The following is a 17,909-nucleotide window of genomic DNA, read 5'->3' as shown; positions in this document are numbered from 1 at the left end:
ATTATTGATGAAAAAAGTATTCGCACTTTTATTTATGAGCTTCTCAGTATTTGCTTCTCCGAAAGAAGAGTTGAGTAGCCGCTTGTCGCTGAATGCAGGTTTTAGCGCTGACTTTAAACAAGTTGTCACCAGCCCTGACGGTGATGTTGTGATGGAAGGCGAGGGCACAGTAGAGATCGCACGCCCTAGCTTGTTCCGTTGGGAAACGACTTTCCCTGATGAAAACCTATTGGTCTCTGATGGTCAAAGCTTGTGGTACTACAGCCCGTTCATTGAACAAGTGAGCATTTACTGGCAAGAACAAGCCACATCGCAAACGCCATTTGTATTGCTGACTCGTAACCAAGCAAGTGATTGGGATAACTACAATGTTGCGCAAACGGGTAACCAATTTACGCTAACGCCAACGGCTGTGGACTCTAATCAGGGCGATTTCCAGATTAACATCACCGAGAAAGGCATTGTTCAGGGCTTTAATGTGATTGAACAAGACGGCCAAAAAGGTGAGTTTACCTTTAACAATGTTGACTTAGGTAAACCTGCTGCTGACCGCTTTACTTTTGTGGCGCCGGAAGGTGTCGAGGTCGACGACCAAAGAAACTGATCCAAACTGGCAGATCGTTTGGTAGTAAGTCGATAGGTATTGATGCCATCAACGAATCAAGAGATTGCAATTGAGTAATTACAGCTTAGATTTTGCGGGGGACGAAGATTTTCGTCCCCTTGCTGCTCGTATGAGACCTGAAACTGTTGAACAGTATATTGGTCAGCAGCATATATTAGGTCCAGGTAAACCCCTTCGCAGAGCGTTGGAGGCGGGCCATATCCACTCCATGATTTTATGGGGGCCTCCGGGCACCGGTAAAACCACGCTGGCAGAAGTGGCAGCTAATTACGCCAATGCAGAAGTCGAGCGCGTGTCAGCAGTGACTTCGGGTGTAAAAGACATTCGTATCGCCATTGAAAAAGCGCGTGAGAACAAGCAAGCAGGGCGTAGAACGATTTTATTTGTGGACGAAGTCCATCGCTTTAACAAAAGCCAGCAAGATGCTTTTCTACCTCATATCGAAGATGGCACGGTTACGTTTATCGGCGCGACCACAGAAAACCCTTCTTTTGAGTTAAACAACGCTTTGTTATCACGTGCGCGTGTCTACAAACTGACTTCGCTTAATACTGAGGATATCTCCCTCGTCATTCGCCAAGCCATTGAAGATAAACAGCGTGGCTTGGGTGATGTGTCGGCTGATTTTGCTGATAACGTATTAGATCGTCTTGCGGAGCTGGTCAACGGTGATGCACGTATGTCGCTCAACTATCTAGAGCTGCTGTATGACATGGCGGAAGACAACGACAAAGGCGAGAAAGCGATAACATTGCAGTTGTTAGCTGAGGTGGCTGGTGAGAAGGTTGCTCGTTTCGATAACAAGGGTGATATTTGGTACGACCTAATCTCCGCCGTTCATAAGTCGATTCGAGGCTCTAATCCCGATGCTGCGTTGTATTGGTCGGCGCGAATGATTGCAGCGGGTTGTGACCCTTTGTATATAGTAAGACGCTTGCTGGCGATTGCTTCTGAAGATATTGGTAATGCTGATCCAAGAGCAATGCAGGTCGCAATGTCGGCTTGGGATTGCTTCACGCGTATTGGCCCAGCAGAAGGGGAGCGTGCGATTGCGCAGGCGGTTGTCTATTTAGCGTGTGCGCCAAAGAGTAACGCTGTTTACACGGCTTGGAAGCAAGCCTTAACGGATGCTCACAACCTTCCTGAATATGAAGTCCCTCATCATTTACGTAATGCACCCACAACTTTGATGAAGGACATGGGCTACGGGCAAGAATACCGTTATGCTCATGATGAACCAGGCGCCTACGCCGCTGGAGAAAAGTATTTGCCGCCTGAAATGGGCGAAACACAATACTATTTCCCAACAAAACGAGGCTTAGAGACCAAAATTGGCGAGAAGCTAGATTATCTGGCGGATTTGGACGCAAAAAGCCCACAAAAACGCTATGAAAAGTAGTCTTTTTTGGATATCGTTACCTAGTCATAAAAATTCAATTAAATCGTTACAAATTGGTCGAAATAGCACCAGTTTTAGGGGTTTAGCAGTGATTCAGTAGCAATCTACTGAATATTCAAATAACTAAAGCATAGGATTAGCAATGCTGGATTCTAAATTACTTCGAGCTGAGCTGGATGAAACAGCGGCAAAATTAGCACGTCGAGGCTTCACCCTTGATGTAGAGACAATTCGTGAACTTGAAGAAAAACGTAAGTCCCTTCAGATGAAAACTGAAGAGCTACAAGCGTTACGTAACTCTCGATCGAAGTCCATTGGTCAAGCGAAAGCAAAAGGCGACCATGAAGAAGCTGAGCGTATCCTTGCAGAAGTAGGCAACTTAGGCGCAGAACTAGACCAAGCTAAAGTAACATTGGCTGAGCTTCAATCTGAGCTAGAAACGATCACAATGTCAATTCCTAACCTACCTGACGCAGAAGTGCCAGACGGTAAAGATGAAGACGACAACGTAGAAGTTTCTCGTTGGGGTCAACCTAAGACTTACGACTTCGAAGTGAAAGATCACGTGGATCTTGGCGAAATGTCTGGCGGTCTTGATTTTGCTAGCGCAGTTAAAATCTCTGGTTCTCGTTTTATCGTGATGAAAGGCAAATTCGCACGTCTACACCGTGCTATTGCTCAGTTCATGCTGGACCTTCACACTGATGAGCACGGCTACACAGAAATGTACGTACCGTACCTAGTGAACCACGATAGCCTATACGGTACTGGTCAACTTCCTAAGTTCGGCGAAGACTTGTTCCACACAAGCCCGCTAACTGAGCAAGTAAGTGATGTACCGCTTAAGACGTTATCGCTTATCCCAACTGCGGAAGTACCGGTAACGAACATGGTTCGTGACACGATTACTGATGAAGCTGAACTGCCACTTAAGATGACAGCTCACACTCCATGTTTCCGTTCTGAAGCGGGTTCTTACGGTCGTGACACTCGTGGTCTTATCCGTATGCACCAATTCGACAAAGTTGAATTAGTACAAATTACTAAGCCAGAAGACTCAATGGCAGCGCTTGAAGAGCTAACAGGTCACGCTGAGAAAGTACTTCAACTTCTAGAGCTTCCTTACCGTAAAGTGATTCTATGTACGGGTGACATGGGCTTCGGTTCTGCGAAAACTTACGACTTAGAAGTCTGGGTTCCAGCACAAGAGACATACCGTGAAATTTCTTCTTGTTCAAACATGTGGGATTTCCAAGCGCGTCGTATGCAAGCTCGTTTCCGTCGTAAAGGCGAGAAGAAACCTGAACTTGTACACACACTTAACGGTTCTGGTCTTGCTGTTGGTCGTACTATGGTTGCTATTCTTGAGAACAACCAAGAAGCAGATGGCCGTATTGCTATCCCAACAGTACTTCAACCATACATGGGCGGCGTAACGCACATCGGCTAATGCCAATTTTGGTTAATCAAATTTAGATTAATCTGACTTGTTAGAATATTTAAAAGGCTTTGCTGTAATGGCAAAGCCTTTTTTGTATGCGGACGTTGTTTAAATAGAAGCTACATATATGAGAAGGCAGCCTCGGAAGTATTGTTTGCTTGTTTCCAGGCCAAGTCTGCTTGCTTACATGCCAGAAGCGCCTTTCGGTAATAGTTTTGATAGTTGTTTTGTGTCAGCTCATCAATCGTATAAAGCTGTGTGATCACTTCGTCACATTGCTTGATGATGGTTAGCACTTGTTTTGCACCCATTGAATCAGGCCAAATAACAGAGAGCAATTTTATCGTATTCATACATACGTTCTTGATCATCGGACATCGTTTATGAATATCTAAGTAAGCCACAAGCACCTGTTTGTAGTCTGACTTTGCTAGTTTGATGCCGATATTCTTCTCTTTGAGCCAGTTCATTTTTGCGGTGTTGCGATGTTTCATCTCAGTGCACATCGTTATCTGACTTGAAACCACTGTCTCGCTCGCTGTTTTCACTATCAACATGCTGCAACGGTTTTCCGCAATTTTAAACTCGTTTTCACAGCTCATCCTATCCAATAACCATGCATGGTGATAAATCACAGGGAAGGCATCAAAGTCATTCTTATCGTGCAATGCGGTTAGTATAGTGACTGCTTTTTGATATTGGTTAGCTTCCATCGCGATGTGAGCTGCGATAAGTGCTAAGTCAGTTTGAAGCCCTGATCTTGCCTCGGTAGGGATCTTCGAAATTAAGTAATTGACGTGACCCAAATTCGCTTGCTTATCGATGCCATCTGAGGCGTAATAGAGCAAGAATCGTATATGACTTAGCTTCATATATAGGTTGTCTCGAAAGGTGTCCTTATTGATTTGCACATGGTTTTGGTAGTGGAATAGCGCTGTTTTAGTATCATTAACCGATAAGCATAGATTTGCGATTGCAAGCTCTCTCTCAGAGTTACCTGGTGTTAGTTTACTCGCTAACTTGAAGTGAGCAATGGCTGCCGGAACCTTATTGCTGATCAGGTTTACTTGAGCTGCTTGGTCTCGATACAAAGTGCAGGTTGGCGCAGAATTGATCAAACTTTCAATCATCGACTGTGCTTCGCTAAGCTGCCCCAAATTCGCAAGGCTGTTTGCTAATCCTGCTTGAGCCCAATCAAAACTGCCTTCATCTATCGCTTTCTGATAGACATTCTTGGCTTCCTCGTAGAGCTCTAGTTTTGATAGAAAGCTCCCTCTAAATTGCTGGATTGTTGCGAAGTATTCGGGATGAAACGCGGCAAGCCCTTCGCAATGCTCTAGGCCCGCTTCATAGTTATTTTCTCTCTCAGCCTTATAAATGTCTTGTAAAATCAGCTTCTTCCTTAAGGAACTGGTGATGCGCTGTTTTAGAGTTTCGCGGTTAAACGGTTTTAACAAATAGTTGTCAGGTCGTAGTTCAAGGATAGGGCGTATCGATAGAGCTGAATTTTCACCTGTAACAAGAATAAATATTCCGTCATCTTTTAATCTGTTGGCTTGCTTCAATTCTTCAAATAGCTGTTTGCCGTTGATCGTGTTACCAAAGTTGTAATCACAAATGATGACATCAAAAGTTGAGTCATTCGTGATGGTCATTGCAACACGAGGTGATTTCGCAATGGCAATCAAACGTTCTGAAAAACCAATATGAACCAGCATGTTACGAATGGTTGATAACACTATCGTTGAGTCATCAATGATAAGTGCATTTAGTTGGGTTAATTTCATGCTTACTTTAAATTATTTACTGACGTGAATTACGTAGCTATTGCGGATTGTCTTGATGTCTTGCACGACCGACAAAACAAGAAGCGTTAGGTTTCTACGAAGTTGATATAAGCCTTCGCTAGAATTGGATTCTTTTTTTGCGAATATTTTTATCTAATAGGAGTTAAAAATATTGGCTAATTTGATTCTGAGATGAACTCGAATAAGGAAGGTCATTCATTATATTCAGTCCCAAAATGGCGCGTATTTTATGACGGCTTTTTACCCGATAGGTAACACTCTTTTGCTAATTGTTTTTATGGAGACGATTAAATTTATTTGTGGGGTTTTTCGAGTTCAAATCAAAGATAAAACAATGGCTTGGGGTGTGTTTGTTGGCTGGTTTTTCACGTGAAGGATAAGCCGCCGTTAGTATTTTATGGGCGGCTTATAGGTTTTCTAAATGATGTTTGTTAAATCAACTTGGTTTGAAGCAAGCAGATTGTTGGAGGGCTTTGTCAATAGATGAAACAAGTTGTTCGATGTGCTCAGCCTTGCTAATGAAAGGAGGCATCATATAAATCAACTTCCCGAACGGACGTATCCAAACGCCTTGTTCAACAAAGTGAGCTTGGATGGTTTCCATATCGACAGGTGTGTGGGTTTCAACGACGCCAATGGCGCCCAACCAGCGAACATCTTTGACAAGAGCATGCTTGAGTAGAGGCGGTAGTAACTCAGAAAAGAGTTGTTCAATCTGATGAGTCTGATTTTGCCAATGACCTTGCTCTATGATGGACAAACTTGCCGCACCTACTGCACAAGCTAAAGGGTTGCCCATGAAGGTTGGCCCGTGCATAAAGCACCCGGCTTCACCGCCACATACCGTGTCGGCGACATCTTTACTCGCAAGCGTCGCTGACAGCGTCATGTAGCCACCAGTTAAAGCCTTCCCTACGCATAAGATATCAGGTTGAACATCGGCATGTTCGCAAGCAAACAATTTCCCTGTACGGCCAAAGCCGGTCGCAATCTCATCCAAGATCAGTAAGACGTTGAATTCATCACACAGCAAGCGTACTTGTCTCAGGAATTCAGGGTGGTAGATGCGCATACCGCCAGCGCCTTGAACGATTGGTTCTAAGATCACAGCTGCCACTTCTTTGTGGTGGACCGTTAGCTTTTCTCGAAAGCTATCGATGTCACTGGAGTTCCACTCATCCCAGAAGCCAGTTTTTGGTGAATCGGCAAAGACGTGTTCAGGCAAAAATCCCTTGTAGAGACTATGCATTGAGTTATCAGGATCGGTCACTGACATTGCCGCAAAGGTATCACCGTGGTAACCATCTCTTAGTGTGAGGAACTTTGAACGAGGTTGTCCTTTAGCGTGCCAATATTGCAGTGCCATCTTGAGGCTAACCTCTACGGCTACTGAACCTGAATCAGCCAAGAATACGTGCTCGAGATTATTTGGTGCTAGGTTCAAAAGTTTCTTACATAAATCGATAGCAGGCTGGTGGGTGATACCTCCAAACATAACATGCGAAACCTTATCGATTTGGCTGTGAGCTGCAGCATTGAGCTCTGGATGATTGTAGCCGTGGATGGTTGACCACCAAGAGGACATACCATCAATAATTCGTTTTCCGCCCTCTAATTCTAGGTAAACGCCGTCTGCGTTAGTGACTGGGTAGCAGGTCAGAGGTGTCAACGTTGATGTATAAGGATGCCAGATATGCTGGCGGTCAAAGGCGAGATCCATAGTAACTTCCATTCTTGGTGTGGTTAAAAAGTAACCAGATGTAAACTTTTGATATTATCAATGTGTTGACAGTCTAAAGCTTGTCGGTAGACTATCCAAGCATAAATACAATCTCTATTGATAGAGATGTAACATCAAATAATAAAAAAGGATCGACACGTGGAAGTTCGTCATGACTGGACAGTTGCTGAAGTAAGAGCACTGATTGAAAAACCGTTTATGGATTTAATGTTTGAAGCTCAAGTGGTTCATAGACAGTACCAAGAGCACAACCACGTGCAGGTGAGTACACTGTTATCGATTAAGACAGGTGCTTGTCCTGAAGATTGTAAGTACTGCCCTCAGAGTGCTCACTACCGAACGGATGTCGACAAAGAACGCTTAATGGAAGTCGAGCGTGTTTTGGATGCGGCGCAAAAAGCTAAGAACGCGGGCTCGACTCGCTTCTGTATGGGCGCCGCATGGAAAAACCCGAAAGAACGCGATATGCCTCACCTAACTGACATGATCAAAGGTGTGAAAGGCATGGGCCTAGAAACATGTATGACACTAGGCATGTTAACGCCTGATCAAGCAGGTGAGTTAGCGGACGCAGGTTTGGATTACTACAACCATAACCTTGATACGTCTCCGGAGTTCTACGGAAGCATTATCACCACTCGTACTTACCAAGACCGTTTAGATACGCTATCTCATGTGCGTGATGCCGGTATGAAGATCTGTTCTGGTGGTATTATTGGTATGGGCGAAAGTACTAATGACCGTGCAGGCCTGCTGGTAGAGCTTGCGAACCTTCCTGTTCACCCAGAAAGTGTACCAATCAACATGCTCGTAAAAGTCAAAGGCACACCGATGGAAAACGTCGATGATGTTGAGTCTTTCGACTTCGTCAAACTGATAGCGATTGCTCGTATCATGATGCCAATGTCTGCGGTTCGTTTATCAGCAGGCCGTGAGAACATGAACGAACAGATGCAGGCGATGTGTTTCATGGCGGGTGCGAATTCTATCTTCTACGGCTGTAAGCTACTGACTACGCCAAACCCAGATGAAGACACGGACATGCAGCTGTTTAAGAAGTTAGGTATCAACAGCCAACAGGTGGCTCAGAAGCCAGACGAAATTCAAGAAAATGAACTGTTAGATCAAGTGGTGGAGCGCGTTGCTGCTCGTCCAACGAAAGATGACATGTTCTACGATGCCACTGTTTAAATCTCGCATCAAAAGTGCCCTTGCTCATCGCCGTGAGCAAGGGTTAACTCGTCAACTTAAGGTGCTCGAAAACAGCAATAGCCCTTTGCTCAATAGTGAAGGTTCTCGCTTTATTAACTTTTCGAGTAATGATTACCTAGGCTTGGCAAACGATCCTGAACTGGTCGATGCATGGCAAACCGGACTTTCCAAATATGGTGCTGGAAGTGCAGCATCGCCATTGGTCACGGGTTTTAGTCCTGCTCATCGAAATTTAGAGGCTCAGCTGTGTGAATGGCTTGGCTTTGAACGTGCCATTCTATTTAGTTCTGGTTTCAGTGCTAATCAAGCTTTGTTGTTTTCTCTGCTCGATAAAGACGACTCTCTGTTGCAAGACAAACTTAACCACGCCTCATTGATGGAAGCGGGGATGCTTTCACCTGCAACCATGAAACGCTTTAAGCACAACGACACGCAACATTTAGAGTCGCTATTGAGTCGCACTCCACAATCCTTGGTCGTGACTGAAGGTGTGTTCAGCATGGATGGCGATCAAGCGCCTCTCAGCCGGATATCTAACCTAACTCATCAATACGACAGTTGGTTGGTGGTTGATGATGCCCACGGTATCGGCGTATTAGGTGATAAAGGGGCAGGGAGCTGCAGTGCGGCACAAATCTCCCCCGATATTTTGGTGGTGACCTTTGGTAAAGCATTTGGCCTTTCTGGTGCTGCGATTCTTTGTTCGTCAGAAGTGGGTGATTACTTAACTCAGTTTGCTCGGCATCATGTGTATTCGACGGCGATGCCACCTTCACAAGCGGTGGCTTTATCTCATGCGTGTCAGATGATTCAGACGCAAGAGTGGCGTCGTGAGAAGTTGACAGAACTTGGCGCCCTTTATGCTGAGCAGATGAGTGGCGTGAAAGGCTTTATTGATACTCAGACGCCGATCAAGCCATTTTTAATCGGCGAAGCCCAAGCTGCACTATCTATTGCTGAAGAGTTAAAGCGCAATCAAGTTTGGGTAACGGCAATAAGGCCACCAACGGTGCCTATTGGGACTGCTCGTTTGCGTATTACCTTAACGGCGAACCATAGTCAGGAACAGATTCTTCAGTTAACTGACTCGTTGCTTCAAGCAATAGAGCGAAGCAACGACTCTGGAAGCAAACCAAGCATAGAATCAAGCTTTGAATTAAAGAAAGAGGCTCAGTAAATGTCACAAGAAGCAGTAGTGCATAATTACGTAAGCCAAGATAAGAGTGCGATTGCTGAAGCCTTCGGCAAAGCAGCTGCAACCTATGACAAACACGCTGAGTTTCAGCGCGATGTAGGCCACCGACTATTGGATAAGCTACCGAGTGACCTCTCTGGGTTAAAGGTGCTCGATCTAGGTTGTGGTACAGGGTATTTCTCTGAACAGTTAGTTAAGCGAGGTGCTGCAGTGGTATGTGCTGACCTTTCCAATGGAATGTTGGACGAAGCAAAACAGCGCTGTGGTGTATCAGTCTCTTCATATCAACAAGCCGATGCCGAGCAATTACCGTTTGAAGACGGGCACTTTGACATCGTTTTCTCTAGCCTTGCGTTGCAATGGTGTGACGACTTGTCGTCGCCTTTGAGAGAGATGAAGCGTGTTACAGCGGTTGGTGGACGTGTTATTTTCTCAACTTTGCTTGATGGATCACTGTTTGAACTGAAAAAGTCGTGGTCCAAAATTGACGCACATCAACACGTTAACCATTTTATTACAATCAATCAGGTAAAAATTGCGTTAGCGCAATCTAGCTGTACTGCTCATCAACTAGACTTGCCCACCATCACCGTTTGGTACGACACTGCGTTTGAACTGATGCGCGACCTTAAAGGTATCGGCGCTAATCACGTAAGTGGTCGCTCACAAGGTTTAACAAGTCGCCGAATGTTGCGGCTTGTTGAGCGGGAATATAGAGAGTTTAAAAACCATCAAGGTTTCTTACCAGCAACATATCAAGTTTGTTTAGGGGTTATTCAATTATGATTGATGCATTATTCATTGCAGGTACGGATACCGAAGTGGGAAAAACTGTGGTTTCAAAAGCGATTCTTCAAGCTTTAGCCGCACAAGAGTTATCAACAATAGGCTACAAGCCAGTTGCCGCAGGGTGTGAACAATCCCCTGAGGGATTACGTAATAGTGATGCACTGCATCTTCAAGAAGCTGCGACGCAAGATATCGCCTACGAAGACGTTAACCCGTATGCGTTGTTGCTACCATCATCACCACACATTGCAGCAAAGCATGATGGTGTCGTGATTGATGAAACCGTATTATCAGCTAAGTTGGCAGAGCATAAGCGAAACTCTGACATCGTGTTAGTTGAAGGTGCTGGTGGTTGGCGTGTACCGGTTTCTGATGAAGAATATTTGTCTAGCTGGGTCAAAAAAGAGCAGCTGCCAGTGGTATTGACGGTCGGTATTAAGCTTGGCTGTTTGAGTCATGCACTGCTAACCGCAGAAGTAATTCGTGCTGATGGACTGAACCTAGTGGGTTGGGTTGCAAACCGCATTAACCCAGGTACTGAACATTACGCTGAAATTATAGCGATGCTTGAAGATAAGCTAGGTGCACCGAAGTTAGGTGAAATTCCGTATGTGCCAAGAGCAAAGTCTAAGAACATTGGTAAGTATATTGATATACAGCCATTGCTCGACCTTTAAACTTCGAGTTATACGTTAAACAAGAAAAGGGCTGCGATTGCAGCCCTTTTGCTATGTTAAGCCTTTTGGCCATGAGTTTATAAACAACTGGCCTTTGAACAAGTCGCTATGGGTTAGTGTTCTTTTGTAAGTCCCATTAGTGCTTGCTGTGTTTCTGTGATTTTTGTCTGTGCCGTTTGCGGTGTTAGGATCCCAATCTGCTTTTTTGCTTCTTCTTCAGTAATCCCTAGGTGACAGCACAGTAAATCGATAGCCATTTGAGTGTTAGTACCTTCAACCATGATTCTTCCCTTTTTGTACATGGACTAGCCAATAAATCATCTGAAGCCACTGTAAACGGATTGTTATACCGACACCATACGACTTAGGTCTAATAGACTGGAGGTGATTCGAATATGGTCTCGTAATCAAATGTTGCAATTTAATGCTTAACCTTGTTTTCTTAATCTAAGACTATATGTATAAGTAAGTATAAGTCTTCAAGGTTGGAATAAATTGCTGTCTGCCTTGTCTATAATAATAAGTTTTATAAAAACAGCTTTCATGCGGAGATAAGTAATGAAGCGAGTAATGTTGTTCCTTGCAACCAACCTAGCGGTTGTATTGGTACTAAGTGTTGTTCTTAATATTGTATACGCAGTTACAGGTATGCAACCTGGTAGCCTATCAGGCTTATTGGTGATGGCTGCAGTATTTGGCTTTGGTGGCTCATTCATTTCATTGATGATGTCAAAGAAAATGGCGCTACGATCGGTAGGCGGTATGGTCATTGAAAGTCCACGTAACGAAACCGAACATTGGTTGATGGAGACAGTAAGCCGTCAGTCTCAACAAGTTGGTATTGGTATGCCAACGGTGGCGATTTACGATTCGCCAGACATCAACGCGTTTGCGACGGGCGCTAAGCGTAATGATTCATTAGTAGCAGTCTCTACGGGTCTGCTACACAACATGACGCGTGATGAAGCTGAAGCAGTGTTAGCGCATGAAGTGAGTCACATCGCGAACGGTGATATGGTGACCATGACGCTAATGCAGGGCGTGGTGAACACGTTCGTTATCTTCCTATCTCGTTTCATCGCCAACATTGTTGCGTCGAATGACAACGAAGAAGAGGGTGGCAGCAACATGATGGTGTACTTTGGTGTGTCTATGGTGCTGGAATTAGTATTTGGTTTCTTAGCAAGCTTCATTACGATGTGGTACAGCCGTCATCGTGAATTCCATGCCGATGCAGGTGCTGCGCACTTAGTAGGTAAAGAGAAGATGATAGCAGCACTAGAACGTCTTAAGGTGAGCCATGAGCCACAACTAGAAGGTTCTATGATGGCATTTGGTATCAACGGCAAGAAATCGCTTACTGAGCTTCTGATGAGCCACCCACCACTAGACAAGCGTATTGCATCTCTACGTAACATGTAATCGCTACGTAATTCTCAGTCGCTAGTCGACAAGAGACCTTTTAAAGGCTTCCTTCGGGAGGCCTTTTTTGATTTTGGTGTTCAAGACAGTAAGTATCCGAGGGATATGTGTCTGGTGATAGAGGGTTACTAGTGATGAAGCGTTGCGATATTTATTGGTTGATATCGCACGGACTGACATGTATAGGGTAATTAGGAGGGGGGCTATGTTCTTTTGATTACAGCTCTTGCTCAGTGCACTTTCTTCCGCTCAACAAAAAGGCTTCCACATGGGAAGCCTTAGTCTATTCTGTGATTCGAACTTCGAATCCTACAGCTTGTCAGTTAGCTCGATAGCTTGACCGATGTAGTTCGCAGGTGTCATCTCTTTTAGGCGAACTTTCTCGTCTGCAGGGATTTCAAGGCCGTCGATGAATGCACGCATGCCTTCGCCATCTACACGTTTACCACGAGTTAGCTCTTTTAGCTTCTCGTATGGCTTCTCGATGCCGTAACGGCGCATTACTGTTTGTACTGGTTCTGCTAGTACTTCCCAGTTCTTGTCTAGTTCAGCAAGTAGCGCTTCACGGTTAACTTCTAGCTTGCTAATACCTTTCAGAGTTGAAGTGTATGCAATGATAGCGTAGCCAACACCAACACCTAGGTTACGAAGAACCGTAGAGTCAGTAAGGTCACGCTGCCAGCGAGAAACTGGAAGCTTTTGTGCAAGGTGGCTGAATACTGCGTTTGCTAGACCAAGGTTGCCTTCAGAGTTTTCGAAGTCAATTGGGTTAACTTTATGCGGCATTGTAGAAGAACCGATTTCGCCAGCAATAGTCTTCTGCTTGAAGTGACCAAGAGCGATGTAGCCCCAAACGTCACGGTCGAAGTCTAGAAGGATAGTGTTGAAACGTGCAACTGCATCAAAAAGCTCAGCGATGTAATCGTGAGGTTCGATTTGAGTTGTGTACGGGTTCCAAGTTACGCCAAGAGATTCAGTGATGAACTCTTCGCTGAACTGGTGCCATTCAACTTCTGGGTATGCAGAAAGGTGTGCGTTGTAGTTACCTACAGCACCGTTGATTTTCGCTAGGATCTCAACGTTTTCGATTTGCTTGTATTGACGTTCCATACGGTACGCAACGTTAGCCATCTCTTTACCCATAGTAGAAGGAGAAGCAGGCTGACCGTGTGTACGAGACAGTAATGGAATGTCACGGTACTCGTTCGCAAGCGCTTTGATAGCATCAATTACGTTACGGATTTCTGGAAGAATCACTGTGTCACGAGCTTCTTTAAGCATAAGCGCGTGAGATGTGTTGTTGATGTCTTCAGAAGTACATGCAAAGTGAATAAATTCGTTTACAGCGTGAAGTTCAGGAACGCCAGCAACTTTCTCTTTCAAGAAGTACTCAACCGCTTTAACGTCGTGGTTAGTCGTGCGCTCGATCTCTTTGATACGTAGAGCATCTTCTTCACTGAAGTTAGCAGCTAGTTCATCAAGAAACTGGTTAGCTTCTGCACTGAACGCTGGTACTTCTTTGATTGCATCTGTAGCTGCAAGCTTTTGTAACCAACGAACTTCAACGATAGAGCGGTACTTTAGTAGGCCAAACTCACTAAAGATGCTGCGTAATGCAACAGTCTTGCTTCCGTAACGGCCGTCTACTGGTGAAACAGCAGTCAATGCTGACAGTTCCATGGTGTTCTCCTGAATTGAATTTTCTAAATTTTGAGAGGTTTATACCAGTAACAATCTCAATTGTCACGCATATTGCGCAATCGTTTGCGTGAGAGTTGTGTTGGTACAAAAAACAAGCTCGCGACGAGGCGCGAGCTAATAAATCACATGCGAGCTAGCAGGATTTGAGCCTGCTCGATCATCTTCTTGCGACCGAAGATAAGGTGGCGACGTTTACCGCCAACTTGACGCCATAACACAGCGCTTCGAATTCCTGATAACAGCAGGGCACGAACCTTATGCTGGCTCGACGTCTGTTGAAGTACAGCTGGCGTACCAGAAACCTGAATACGCGGGCCGATAGGGCTCACAACATCAAGGTAGATACTGGCTAGGTTGCTGATCATTTGCTCGTCAAACAGATCAAAGTGTTCAGTTTGACGTTCTGCAGTTTGAATACGATCGCCAAGCTGAGACATAGAGTCGTTACGAGAAGATAGCTTACGCTCAAGTGCCATCAAGCTGATGATGTAGCGAGTAATATCGCTACCAGCGGGAGTACTATCGATACCTTTTACTAAGCACTCAAGGCCAAGCTTTAGGTTCGCTTCACGTCCAAAGACACCCACGGTGTTCGCTGGATTGGTATTTAAAATGGCACTGAGTGAAGCTTCGAAGGCATCTTTATCACAATGGCCGTCTTTCGCTACTTGTTGAACCAAAGCCACAGCTTGGCAAATTCCAGCGAAAGCAATAGTACGGTCATAAAGTGTATTAGCCACGTAGTAACTCCTAGTTGTCTTCTATTGTTTGTCGTTCGTTTATTGGTTAGATGCGCTTTTCAATGATACCACCACCAAGACATACGTTGTCTAGGTAGAACACTGCTGATTGACCTGGGGTCACTGCAATTTGTGGTTCGTCAAAAATAACCTTAATGTTCTCATCATCAATTGGGATGATTGTACAAGGAATATCGGTCTGACGGTAACGTGTTTTTACCGTGCACGTCATAACTTCAGTAATTGGTGTGCGATTAACCCAATGAAGCTGAGAAGCGATCAAACCTTCTGATTTTAAAAGAGGGTGGTCTTTACCTTGTACCGCGATCAGAACATTACGTTTAAGATCTTTTTCACCAACAAACCATGGTTCTTCATTACCGCCGCCACCTTTGGTGCCACCGATATGCAGGCCTTTACGTTGGCCTAGCGTGTGGTACATCAAGCCTTGATGTTGCCCAATAACTTGGCCTTCTGGTGTCTCGATGTTTCCCGGTTGAGCGGGTAGGTATTTGCCTAAGAACTCAGTGAACTTGCGCTCACCAATAAAGCAGATGCCTGTTGAATCTTTCTTTTTCGCAGTGATCAAGTCTTGCTCTTCAGCAATACGTCGTACTTCTGGCTTCTCTAATTCACCCACAGGGAATAGGCTGCGTGCCACTTGATCTGAGCTTAGCGTATAAAGGAAATAACTTTGGTCTTTATTGCCGTCTAGGCCGCGTAGCATTTCTGGCTTCGCACCAGCGTCTAGCTCTTCTTGTGTTGGGAAAGTACGACGAACATAGTGACCCATCGCGATGTAGTCTGCGTCTAATACTTCATCCGCAAACTCTAAGAATGCTTTGAATTTGATTTCTTTGTTACAAAGGATATCTGGGTTCGGTGTACGACCCGCTTTGTATTCTTCCAGAAAGTACTCGAATACATTATCCCAGTACTCTGCTGCAAAGTTGATAGTGTGAAGGTGGATACCTAACTTGTCACATACCGCTTGAGCATCAGCAAGGTCTTCAGCTGCCGTGCAGTATTCTTCGTTATCGTCTTCTTCCCAGTTTTTCATGAAAAGGCCTTCTACCTGATAGCCTTGTTGCTGAAGAAGATACGCCGATACTGACGAATCTACACCGCCGGACATACCGACAATTACTTTCTTTTCGCTGTTTCCAGAGCTGATATCTGACATGTCTAAACACCGTTACTATTACTTGGTCGCAGATTCTAACAGAAAGAGAAACACCGTGACAGATCCGAGACCGGAATCACAGTTTCATTTGCACAAATAATGCGCTGACTTCGTTAGAGAATCGCATGAACGCGAGGAGACTCGCTAGGATGTCAGATCTATATGTGGCATAGTCGCTCAAAATCCAAGAGCTGAGATAAAAAATGTCTGAACAAAATGAGTTTATGCAAGAAGAACAGTTGATCGAGATTGTCGAGAACCAACTTGAAGATGGGCAACCAGTAAAAGTTAAAGAGACGCTAATGCGTTTAATGATGACAGGTACACCTCGTGAAGAGGCAATTGCAGCGATGGCATGTGCACTGGCAATTGAAGTATTTGATGTAATGAAAAACGGCGCAGAGTTTAATCAAAAACGTTACGCCGAGCATTTGGGCATGCTGCCTGATCTTAGCTTTATGGAAGGCGAATAAAAAAATAGCCTAGCAAACGTTTGCTATAGTTTGAAAGATTGCCGCGTTAAATATAGCGCGGTAGAATCCGCCACCTATTTCCCCTTGACTTAGACTAGCCCTATGAAATTCCCTGGACAACGTAAATCAAAGCACTATTTTCCGGTTCACGCTCGTGACCCTTTAGTAAGCCAAGCTCAAACGAGCAAAAGAATGTCACGTACCCATATTATCGGTATTGACCAAACTTTGGTGGATATTGAAGCAAAGGTGAGTTCTGAGCTAATCGAAAAATATGGCTTAAGTAAGGGACACTCTTTGGTTATTGGTGATGAAGCTGCTGAATCTTTGTATCAAGAATTAAAAGAACAGTGCCTGATCACTAATGAATACGCAGGTGGCACAATTGGTAATACATTACACAACTACTCAGTATTGGCGGATGACCGTTCAACACTATTGGGTGTAATGAGCCAAGATATTAAAATTGGTAGCTACGGTTACCGCTATTTATGTAATACATCAAGCAGAATGGATCTGAACCATTTACAAGGGGTAGATGGCGCAATTGGTCGCTGCTTTGCATTAATTACAGAAGATGGTGAACGTACTTTCGCAATTAGCGAAGGACAAATGAACCAATTAAAACCAGAAAGCATTCCTGAGAAAATTTTCAAAAGTGCTTCTGCTTTAGTATTAACGGCGTATTTAGTTCGTTGTAAACCAGGTGACCCTATGCCTGAAGCAACAATGAAAGCTATTGAGTACGCGAAGAAATACGATGTACCTGTTGTTTTAACGCTTGGTACTAAATTCGTTATTCAAGATGATCCAGAGTTTTGGAAAGATTTCCTTGAACAACATGTAACCGTTGTTGCAATGAACGAAGATGAAGCTGAAGCATTAACTGGTGAAAGCGATCCTCTAGCTGCTTCAGACAAAGCACTAGATTGGGTAGACTTAGTTCTATGTACAGCAGGCCCTGTGGGCTTGTTTATGGCGGGTTACACAGAAGATGCAGTGAAGCGTGAAACATCATTACCGTTGTTACCAGGCTCGATTGCTGAATTTAACCGTTATGAGTTTAGTCGTCCCGCACATAAAGATTTATGCGAAAATCCAACGAAAATCTATTCGCATATCGCACCTTACATGGGCGGCCCAGAAAAGATTAAGAATACTAATGGTGCCGGTGATGCTGCGTTGTCTGCTCTATTACATGATATGGCCGCTAATAAGTACCATAAAGAAAATGTGCCTAACTCAAGTAAGCATCAGCATTCATTCTTGACGTATTCTTCTTTCTCACAAGTTTGTAAATATTCAAACCGCGCAAGTTATGAAGTATTAGTTCAGCACTCGCCACGATTATCTCGAGGCCTTCCTGAAAGAGAAGATAGTCTAGAAGAAGCGTACTGGGAAAGATAAGGCATTTTTTTGATTTATATTTCACTATTAGAAATATAAAAAAGGCTCCGAAAGGAGCCTTTTTTGTTTCTGAATATATTGAAGCCGTAAATAATA

The 17,909-nt window shown here is 44.4% G+C and carries 16 protein-coding genes; 10 read left to right on the top strand and 6 right to left on the bottom strand.

The genetic code is table 11. The annotated features are described in order from the left end of the window. Positions 1-7 precede the first annotated feature (7 nt). The 3 genes from lolA (at position 8) to serS (ending at position 3,474) form a co-directional block, all read left to right on the top strand. Complete coding sequence (gene lolA, locus ACED42_RS00380; RefSeq protein ID WP_009848826.1) at positions 8-604, top strand: outer membrane lipoprotein chaperone LolA; 597 nt, start codon at positions 8-10, stop codon at positions 602-604. Positions 605-668: 64 nt separating this feature from the next. Further along, positions 669-2,024: a replication-associated recombination protein A gene (locus ACED42_RS00375; protein WP_017098146.1), complete on the top strand. Its 1,356-nt coding sequence runs from the start codon at positions 669-671 to the stop codon at positions 2,022-2,024. A gap of 142 nt (positions 2,025-2,166) precedes the next feature. Beyond that, positions 2,167-3,474, top strand: coding sequence for a serine--tRNA ligase (gene serS, locus ACED42_RS00370; protein ID WP_004734554.1), 1,308 nt, complete (start codon positions 2,167-2,169; stop codon positions 3,472-3,474). Positions 3,475-3,584: 110 nt separating this feature from the next. Here serS and ACED42_RS00365 read toward each other — a convergent pair whose 3' ends face one another. Both ACED42_RS00365 and bioA read right to left on the bottom strand, forming a co-directional pair. Continuing rightward, positions 3,585-5,252, bottom strand: coding sequence for a response regulator (locus ACED42_RS00365; protein ID WP_371700927.1), 1,668 nt, complete (start codon positions 5,250-5,252; stop codon positions 3,585-3,587). A 457-nt stretch (positions 5,253-5,709) separates the two neighbouring features. Continuing rightward, complete coding sequence (bioA, locus tag ACED42_RS00360; protein ID WP_102250134.1) at positions 5,710-6,993, bottom strand: adenosylmethionine--8-amino-7-oxononanoate transaminase; 1,284 nt, start codon at positions 6,991-6,993, stop codon at positions 5,710-5,712. Between the two features lie 159 nt (positions 6,994-7,152). Here bioA and bioB point away from each other — a divergent pair, with 159 nt between their 5' ends. Genes bioB through bioD form a run of 4 tightly spaced genes read left to right on the top strand, consistent with a single transcriptional unit; the run spans position 7,153 to position 10,887 of the window. Beyond that, positions 7,153-8,205, top strand: a complete 1,053-nt coding sequence (bioB, locus tag ACED42_RS00355; RefSeq protein WP_371700925.1) for a biotin synthase BioB — start codon at positions 7,153-7,155, stop codon at positions 8,203-8,205. Further along, complete coding sequence (gene bioF, locus ACED42_RS00350) at positions 8,192-9,403, top strand: 8-amino-7-oxononanoate synthase (protein WP_029223964.1); 1,212 nt, start codon at positions 8,192-8,194, stop codon at positions 9,401-9,403. The genes bioB and bioF overlap by 14 nt, the downstream gene beginning before the upstream one ends. Beyond that, positions 9,404-10,207, top strand: coding sequence for a malonyl-ACP O-methyltransferase BioC (gene bioC / locus ACED42_RS00345; protein ID WP_017098151.1), 804 nt, complete (start codon positions 9,404-9,406; stop codon positions 10,205-10,207). Then, positions 10,204-10,887, top strand: a complete 684-nt coding sequence (gene bioD, locus ACED42_RS00340) for a dethiobiotin synthase (RefSeq protein WP_029223965.1) — start codon at positions 10,204-10,206, stop codon at positions 10,885-10,887. Before bioC ends, bioD begins: the two co-directional genes overlap by 4 nt. 113 nt (positions 10,888-11,000) lie before the next feature. On the opposite strand, the gene ACED42_RS00335 is transcribed toward bioD, so the two are convergent. Next, positions 11,001-11,168 carry a hypothetical protein gene (locus tag ACED42_RS00335; protein WP_017078977.1) on the bottom strand — a complete coding sequence of 56 codons (168 nt, stop codon included), beginning with the start codon at positions 11,166-11,168 and terminating at the stop codon, positions 11,001-11,003. 277 nt (positions 11,169-11,445) lie between these two features. On the opposite strand from ACED42_RS00335, the gene htpX reads away from it, so the two are divergent. Continuing rightward, positions 11,446-12,309: a protease HtpX gene (htpX, locus tag ACED42_RS00330; RefSeq protein WP_017098153.1), complete on the top strand. Its 864-nt coding sequence runs from the start codon at positions 11,446-11,448 to the stop codon at positions 12,307-12,309. A 309-nt stretch (positions 12,310-12,618) separates the two neighbouring features. Here htpX and purB read toward each other — a convergent pair whose 3' ends face one another. The 3 genes from purB to mnmA all read right to left on the bottom strand — a co-directional run bounded on the left by purB (position 12,619) and on the right by mnmA (position 15,933). Further along, positions 12,619-13,989 (bottom strand): adenylosuccinate lyase, encoded by a 1,371-nt coding sequence (gene purB / locus ACED42_RS00325; RefSeq protein ID WP_009848814.1) that lies wholly within the window; start codon positions 13,987-13,989, stop codon positions 12,619-12,621. Between the two features lie 143 nt (positions 13,990-14,132). After that, on the bottom strand, positions 14,133-14,750 hold the full coding sequence (gene hflD, locus ACED42_RS00320; RefSeq protein ID WP_009848813.1) for a high frequency lysogenization protein HflD: 618 nt from the start codon (positions 14,748-14,750) through the stop codon (positions 14,133-14,135). 46 nt (positions 14,751-14,796) lie between these two features. After that, a complete protein-coding gene (mnmA, locus tag ACED42_RS00315; protein ID WP_009848812.1) occupies positions 14,797-15,933 on the bottom strand; it encodes a tRNA 2-thiouridine(34) synthase MnmA in 1,137 nt (378 codons plus the stop codon). 203 nt (positions 15,934-16,136) lie between these two features. Here mnmA and ACED42_RS00310 point away from each other — a divergent pair, with 203 nt between their 5' ends. Next, positions 16,137-16,406, top strand: a complete 270-nt coding sequence (locus ACED42_RS00310) for a hypothetical protein (RefSeq protein WP_102308039.1) — start codon at positions 16,137-16,139, stop codon at positions 16,404-16,406. A gap of 102 nt (positions 16,407-16,508) precedes the next feature. Continuing rightward, positions 16,509-17,813, top strand: coding sequence for an inosine/guanosine kinase (locus ACED42_RS00305; protein WP_009848810.1), 1,305 nt, complete (start codon positions 16,509-16,511; stop codon positions 17,811-17,813). The last annotated feature ends 96 nt before the right edge of the window (positions 17,814-17,909 follow it).

The organism is Vibrio sp. FF145 (assembly GCF_041439075.1).
Classification (GTDB): Bacteria; Pseudomonadota; Gammaproteobacteria; order Enterobacterales; family Vibrionaceae; genus Vibrio; species Vibrio tasmaniensis_A.
This window is presented reverse-complemented; position numbering and strand designations above follow the sequence as displayed.

Excerpts from the sequence above, each read along its gene's own strand:
- lolA (WP_009848826.1), top strand. The coding sequence starts at position 8 with ATGAAAAAAGTATTCGCACTTTTATTTATGAGCTTCTCAGTATTTGCT.
- serS (WP_004734554.1), top strand. The coding sequence starts at position 2,167 with ATGCTGGATTCTAAATTACTTCGAGCTGAGCTGGATGAAACAGCGGCA.
- ACED42_RS00365 (WP_371700927.1), bottom strand. The coding sequence starts at position 5,252 with ATGAAATTAACCCAACTAAATGCACTTATCATTGATGACTCAACGATA.
- bioA (WP_102250134.1), bottom strand. The coding sequence starts at position 6,993 with ATGGATCTCGCCTTTGACCGCCAGCATATCTGGCATCCTTATACATCA.
- bioF (WP_029223964.1), top strand. The coding sequence starts at position 8,192 with ATGCCACTGTTTAAATCTCGCATCAAAAGTGCCCTTGCTCATCGCCGT.
- bioC (WP_017098151.1), top strand. The coding sequence starts at position 9,404 with ATGTCACAAGAAGCAGTAGTGCATAATTACGTAAGCCAAGATAAGAGT.
- bioD (WP_029223965.1), top strand. The coding sequence starts at position 10,204 with ATGATTGATGCATTATTCATTGCAGGTACGGATACCGAAGTGGGAAAA.
- ACED42_RS00335 (WP_017078977.1), bottom strand. The coding sequence starts at position 11,168 with ATGGTTGAAGGTACTAACACTCAAATGGCTATCGATTTACTGTGCTGT.
- htpX (WP_017098153.1), top strand. The coding sequence starts at position 11,446 with ATGAAGCGAGTAATGTTGTTCCTTGCAACCAACCTAGCGGTTGTATTG.
- purB (WP_009848814.1), bottom strand. The coding sequence starts at position 13,989 with ATGGAACTGTCAGCATTGACTGCTGTTTCACCAGTAGACGGCCGTTAC.
- mnmA (WP_009848812.1), bottom strand. The coding sequence starts at position 15,933 with ATGTCAGATATCAGCTCTGGAAACAGCGAAAAGAAAGTAATTGTCGGT.
- ACED42_RS00310 (WP_102308039.1), top strand. The coding sequence starts at position 16,137 with ATGTCTGAACAAAATGAGTTTATGCAAGAAGAACAGTTGATCGAGATT.
- ACED42_RS00305 (WP_009848810.1), top strand. The coding sequence starts at position 16,509 with ATGAAATTCCCTGGACAACGTAAATCAAAGCACTATTTTCCGGTTCAC.